Annotated in this window: 4 protein-coding genes; 2 read left to right on the top strand and 2 right to left on the bottom strand. The window is 72.8% G+C overall.

The annotated features are described in order from the left end of the window. Nucleotides 1–130 precede the first annotated feature (130 nt). The gene (locus tag ACFWJW_RS10025; RefSeq protein ID WP_387237381.1) at nt 131–1,780 is read right to left on the bottom strand and encodes a long-chain fatty acid--CoA ligase; all 1,650 of its coding nucleotides are present in this window, start codon (nt 1,778–1,780) and stop codon (nt 131–133) included. Nucleotides 1,781–2,130: 350 nt separating this feature from the next. On the opposite strand from ACFWJW_RS10025, the gene ACFWJW_RS10030 reads away from it, so the two are divergent. Then, the gene (locus ACFWJW_RS10030; RefSeq protein WP_387237384.1) at nt 2,131–2,370 is read left to right on the top strand and encodes a hypothetical protein; all 240 of its coding nucleotides are present in this window, start codon (nt 2,131–2,133) and stop codon (nt 2,368–2,370) included. 44 nt (nt 2,371–2,414) lie between these two features. Here ACFWJW_RS10030 and ACFWJW_RS10035 read toward each other — a convergent pair whose 3' ends face one another. Beyond that, nucleotides 2,415–4,241, bottom strand: coding sequence for a SpoIIE family protein phosphatase (locus ACFWJW_RS10035; protein WP_387237386.1), 1,827 nt, complete (start codon nt 4,239–4,241; stop codon nt 2,415–2,417). A 159-nt stretch (nt 4,242–4,400) separates the two neighbouring features. On the opposite strand from ACFWJW_RS10035, the gene ACFWJW_RS10040 reads away from it, so the two are divergent. Beyond that, the coding region (locus tag ACFWJW_RS10040) for a HAMP domain-containing protein (protein ID WP_387237389.1) at nt 4,401–5,469 on the top strand (1,069 nt) is incomplete at its 3' end.

Genomic DNA, 5,469 nt, shown 5'->3' on the forward strand with positions numbered 1-5,469 from the left:
CTCACCGGGCCGGGGGGTTTGCGCCCCCCGCCCCCCAACCCCCCCCACAACGCCCCCCCATGCGCATTAACCTCCCGGGGGGGGGGCCCCGCCCCGCCGCCCCCCACCACGGGACGTCCCGCGTACCCGGCTACGCCAGCAGCGTGACGTCCAGCTCGCCCTCCGCGTACTGCTTGCGCAGCACCTTCTTGTCGAACTTGCCCACGCTGGTCTTCGGCACCGCCGGGATCACCGCCCACCGCTCCGGCAGCTGCCAGCGCGCGATCCGCTCGCCGAGGAACGCCTTCAGCTCCTCGTAGCCGATGGTCGCGCCGTCGTTGAGCACCACCGTCGCCAGCGGCCGCTCGCCCCACTTGTCGTCCGGGACGGCGACCACCGCGGCCTCCACGACGTGCGGGTGCGCCATCAGATGGTTCTCCAGCTCGACCGAGGAGATCCATTCGCCGCCGGACTTGATGACGTCCTTGGCGCGGTCGGTCAGCGTGAGATAGCCGTTCGGGGTGATGGTGCCGACGTCTCCGGTGCGCAGCCAGCCGTCGGGGCTGAACTTGTCCTCGGGGCGCAGCGGTTCGCCCTGCGCGCCGCCGTAGTAGGCACCCGCGATCCACGGCCCGCGGACCTCCAGTTCGCCCGCGGACCGGCCGTCGCAGGGCAGCTGCTCACCGTCCGGGCCGATCAGCCGGGCCTCGACGGAGGCGGGGAACCGGCCCTGGGTGGCGCGGTAGGCCCACTCCTCGTCGCCGCTGACCCCGGCCGGCGGGTGGGAGACGCTGCCGAGCGGGGAGGTCTCGGTCATGCCCCAGGCGTGTACGACGCGGATGCCGTGCCGCTCCTCGAAGCCGCGCATCAGGGCGGGCGGACAGGCGGAGCCGCCGATGACGACCGTGTGCAGACAGGCGACATCCCGCTGCTTGCCATCGAGTTCGGCGAGCAGGCCCTGCCAGATGGTGGGGACGGCGGCGCCGATGGTGGGCCGGACGGTCTCGATCATCTCGGCGAGCGGCGCGGGCTGGAGGAAGCGGTCCGGCATCAGCAGCGAGGCGCCGGCCATGAACGCGGCGTGCGGCAGGCCCCAGGCGTTGACGTGGAACATCGGCACGACCGGCAGGGTGATGTCGCGGGAGCTGAGCGCGAACGCCTCGGCGGTGTTGACCTGCATCGAGTGCAGATAGAGCGAACGGTGGCTGTAGAGGACGCCCTTGGGGTCGCCGGTGGTCCCGGAGGTGTAGCAGAGCGCCGCGGCCTCCCGCTCGTCGATCTCCGGCCAGGCGTAGCTCTCCGGGCGGCCGGCGATCAGCTCTTCGTAGTCGTGCACCCGGGCCCGCGCGCCGTCGAGGACCGACCGGTCGCCGGGGCCCGCGACGACGATGTGACGGAGGTTCGGCAGCTGCGGGAGGAGCGGGGCGAGCAGCGGGAGCAGGGTGCCGTTGACGAGCACGGCCCGGTCCTCGGCGTGGTTGATGATCCACACCAGCTGCTCGGCGGGCAGCCGCAGATTGAGGGTGTGCAGCACCGCCCCCATGGAGGGGATGGCGAGATACGCCTCCATGTGCTCCGCGTTGTTCCACATGAGCGTGCCGACCCGTTCCTCGGCGGCCACGGACAGCTCGTCGCGCAGCGCATGGGCGAGCTGGGCGGCCCGGCGGCCGATCTCGGCGAAGGTGCGCCGGTGCGGTTCCCCCTCGGTCCAGGTGATGACCTGCGATTCGCCGTGAACCGTCGACCCGTGGGTCAGGATTCGCGAGACGGTGAGCGGTACGTCCTGCATCGTGCTGAGCACCGGGTGCCTCCGCTGTGTACGGGCGGGTAATGGTGCTGAGATTGTCGACGCATACCGCGCGGTATGTCACGCCCCCGGGGGTGTGTTCTTGCCCGCTCATGGAGGCATATGGCCGGAGCGGGGTGGGGCACGGGGCGGGCGCCGCGGGCTTCCGGCGGCCCGCCCGCGGTTTTGCGGCGCCGCCGCCCCGCCCGGCAGCCCTCCCCCGTTCCCCCAGGTCAAAGGCCGGGCGGCCGCCGTTCACCCGGAGGGATGGCCCTTACGGCACGTTGCTTGTGCGGCGTCCGGACGGAGCAGCACGCTGACCAGCGTCCGGTTTTCCCGGTTTCCTCTTCTGACAGGAGCGTCTTATGCGCCCCCACCTCGGCCGTTGCCTCGTCCTTGCCGCCCTGGGCGGTGTCGGTGTGCTCGCCTGCGGCACCGCTCAGGCGGCACCCGCGGCCGCCCCGGCCCCGCGGGCCGCCGTCGACGGCCCCTCCCTCGGCCGCCCGCTGTTCGGCGGGCAGTTGGACACCGTCGCCGGGCTGGGCGGGGGCGTGATCTCCGGTGGCGGACGGCCGGTGGCCACCCAGGCCGGCGGCGGGCGGTGAGGCCGCGGCGCTGACCGCCGGCCACCGGCGGGCCGGCCGGCCGCTCACGGGCGCCGATCGGCCACCGGGGTCACCGCCTGGAGGACCAGCACCGACAGATCGTCCTCGACGGGTCCGGTGCCGAAGTCGTGGGCGGCGCGCCGGACATGCTCGGCAAGGGCCTTGGCGCCCAGCCCCGTGCCGTCCCGCAGTACCTCGATCAGACCGTCGTTGTCGTCCAACTGCCAGTTGCCGCAGCGGCGTTCGGTGACCCCGTCGGTCACGCACAGCAGCGTCTCCCCCGGGGCGAGGGCGAAGGAGCTGGCCTGGAATTCGGTGCCCTCGTCGATGCCGAGCAGCATCTGGGGGTCGGAGGCCGCCTCGACCCGGCCGTCGACGAACATGTGCAGCGGCGGCGGATGGCCGGCGGTGGCGACCGTACAGCGGGCCCCGGGAGTGCCCGGATCGACCTCCAGCTCGCCGTACAACAGGCTCAGAAAGCGGGAGCTGGCCTGTTCGCCGCCGAGCTCCACCGCCTCCGCGCTCTCCTCGGCCATGGCCAGGTTCAGCCTGCCGAGCACCGACTCGACGCCGTGCCCCTCGCGGGCCAGCAGCCGCACCAGATGGCGGGCCAGGCCGGTGACGGACATCGCCTCCGGGTCCTTGCCCTGGACGTCGCCGAGCAGGAAGCACCAGCGCCGGTCGCCCATCGGGAAGACGTCGTAGAAGTCGCCGCCGACGGTCTGGCCCTCGCCGTGCGGCTCGTAGACGATCGCCGTGTCGACGCCGGGGATGCTGGCGAGCGTCGCGGGCAGCTGCCGCCGCTGGAGCGCCAGGCTGATCGTGGTCTGCCGGGTGTACTGGCGGGCGGTGAGCACGGCCTGGGCGACGCGGCGGGCGACGTCCTCGACCATCCGCACCACGGTGTCGGTCATCTGGAGGTGTCCCGCCCGGCCGAGCAGCAGCATGCCCTGGTCGGTGTCCCGGGCGACCAGGGGGAAGGCCAGCGCGGACCCGCCCGAGGAGGCCGCACCGGCGCATTCCGGCCAGGGCCAGGGGGTCCCGGCGGTGCGGATGAGGTCGGCCGGCGGGTCCACCTCCAGGTCGGCACGGAGCGGAGCGATCCGCCGCTCGTCGACATGCCAGACCCGGGAGAGCTGCATGGTGCCGCTTTCGGTGGTCAGCCAGATCGCGCACCAGTCGGCGAGCCGGGGCACCAGCAGCTGGGCGGCGAGCGCGGTGACCATGTCCTGGTCGAGCTGCCCGGCCAGCAGTTCGCTGGTCTCGGCGAGGAAGGACGGGCCGCCGCGGTCGGCCCACTCGGCGGCGTAGCCGTGCGTACGGGGGCGCTGGGCGACGGGCTGGGCCGGCCGCACCGGAGGCGCGACGGCGCGCGTCTCGGGCCGGGGCACGGAGCCGGTCACGCCGGGCCGGCCCTCGGTGGCCTCCAGCCGGAACCACACGGTCTTCACCGACTTGCGGTAGGTCACGCCCCACGATTCCGCCAGCGCGCTCACCAGCTGGAGGCCGTATCCCGGCTCGCCGGTGCGGGCGTCCACCCCTCCGCGTACCCGCCGGGCCGGATGGCGGTCGGAGACCTCCATGACCAGGCCCAGCTTGGCCCGGCGGCGCTCCCCGTCGCCCTCGGGGGGCTCCTGCTCGTGCTCCAGCCGGCAGGTCACATCGATCTCGGTGCCGGCGTACATCACCGCGTTGGTGACCAGCTCGCTGGTGAGCAGCACGGCGTCGTGGATGAGCTCCGCGTTGATCGCTGCCGAGCCGGGCCCCGCGGTGGCGGGTGGTGCGGCGGCCCGTTCGGTGAGCAGCGCGCGCACGAACTTGCGTGCGCCGGCGGCCGCGAGCTGGTTCGCGGGCAGACCTTTCCGGGACACGGATTCCGTCGTGTGCGGGGAGGACAGCGGTACCACTGCGCCCCCTGGATATGCCGGGAAAAAGTGATTACGAGCGCTTTATACTATGTCATACCTGCCCAAATGGATCACTCTGCCCGATGGGATTTCCCCGCTTCGATCACTGGGGGATGGTGTGCCATGGCACTCGACCCCGCCCGGCCCGAACCTCCCGAGCCCGCTCAGCCCTCCGAACCGTCCGAGCCGGCCGCGTACGTCCGGCCCGTGCCGCCCGCGCCCCCGCCCAACGGTCAGTGGGTACGCACGAGTGAGCTGCGGCCGCTGCTCGCGGCGATGAACGCGGTGCGCGACGGGGATTTCACCACGCGTGTGGAGAGCGTGCCGACCGACGACTCCACTGACGGGGTGCTGGCCGACATGGCCGGCGCCTTCAACCAGATCATCGCCCGCAACGCCCATCTCGCCTCCGAGCTGAAACGCGTCCGCGGCGAGATCATCCGGCAGGGCCGGCTGGACGAGCGGATCTCCGCGAGCCCCGGGCAGGGGACCTGGACGACGAACATCGAGGCGGCCAACACCGTGCTCGAAGCGCTGGTGGTCCCGCTGGCCAAGGCCACCCGGGTGCTGGACGCGGTGGCCGACGGCGATCTGACCCAGCGGGTCGATCTGCACGACGGCAACCGCGAGCTCCGCGGCGATCTGCGCCGCCTGGGCAACGGCGTGAACCGCATGGTCGACCAGCTGTCGCTGTTCACCGGCGAGGTCACCCGGGTCGCCCGCGAGGTCGGCACCGAGGGCCGGCTCGGTGGCCGGGCCAAGGTCCAGGGGCTGTCCGGCGACTGGCTGCATGTGACCGAGGCGGTCAACACCATGGCGTCCCGGCTGACGGCGCAGGTGCGGGACATCGCCGTGGTCACCACCGCGGTGGCCACCGGCGACCTGACCCAGCAGGTGACGGTGGAGGCGACCGGCGAGCTGCTGGAACTGAAGCTCACCGTCAACAAGATGGTGGACCAGCTGCGGGCGTTCGCCGACGAGGTCACCCGCGTCGCCCGCGAGGTCGGCACCGAGGGCCAGCTGGGCGGCCGGGCGCAGGTCAGGGGCGTCTCCGGGGTCTGGAAGGACCTCACCGACAACGTGAACTTCATGGCGTCCAACCTGACCTGGCAGGTCCGCAACATCGCCCAGGTGACCACGGCCGTGGCCAACGGCGACCTGAGCCAGAAGATCACCGTGGACGCCCGGGGCG

It is taken from the genome of Streptomyces sp. NPDC127097 (assembly GCF_042724075.1).
In the GTDB taxonomy this organism is placed as follows: Bacteria; Actinomycetota; Actinomycetes; order Streptomycetales; family Streptomycetaceae; genus Streptomyces.

Excerpts from the sequence above, each read along its gene's own strand:
- ACFWJW_RS10030 (WP_387237384.1), top strand. The coding sequence starts at position 2,131 with ATGCGCCCCCACCTCGGCCGTTGCCTCGTCCTTGCCGCCCTGGGCGGT.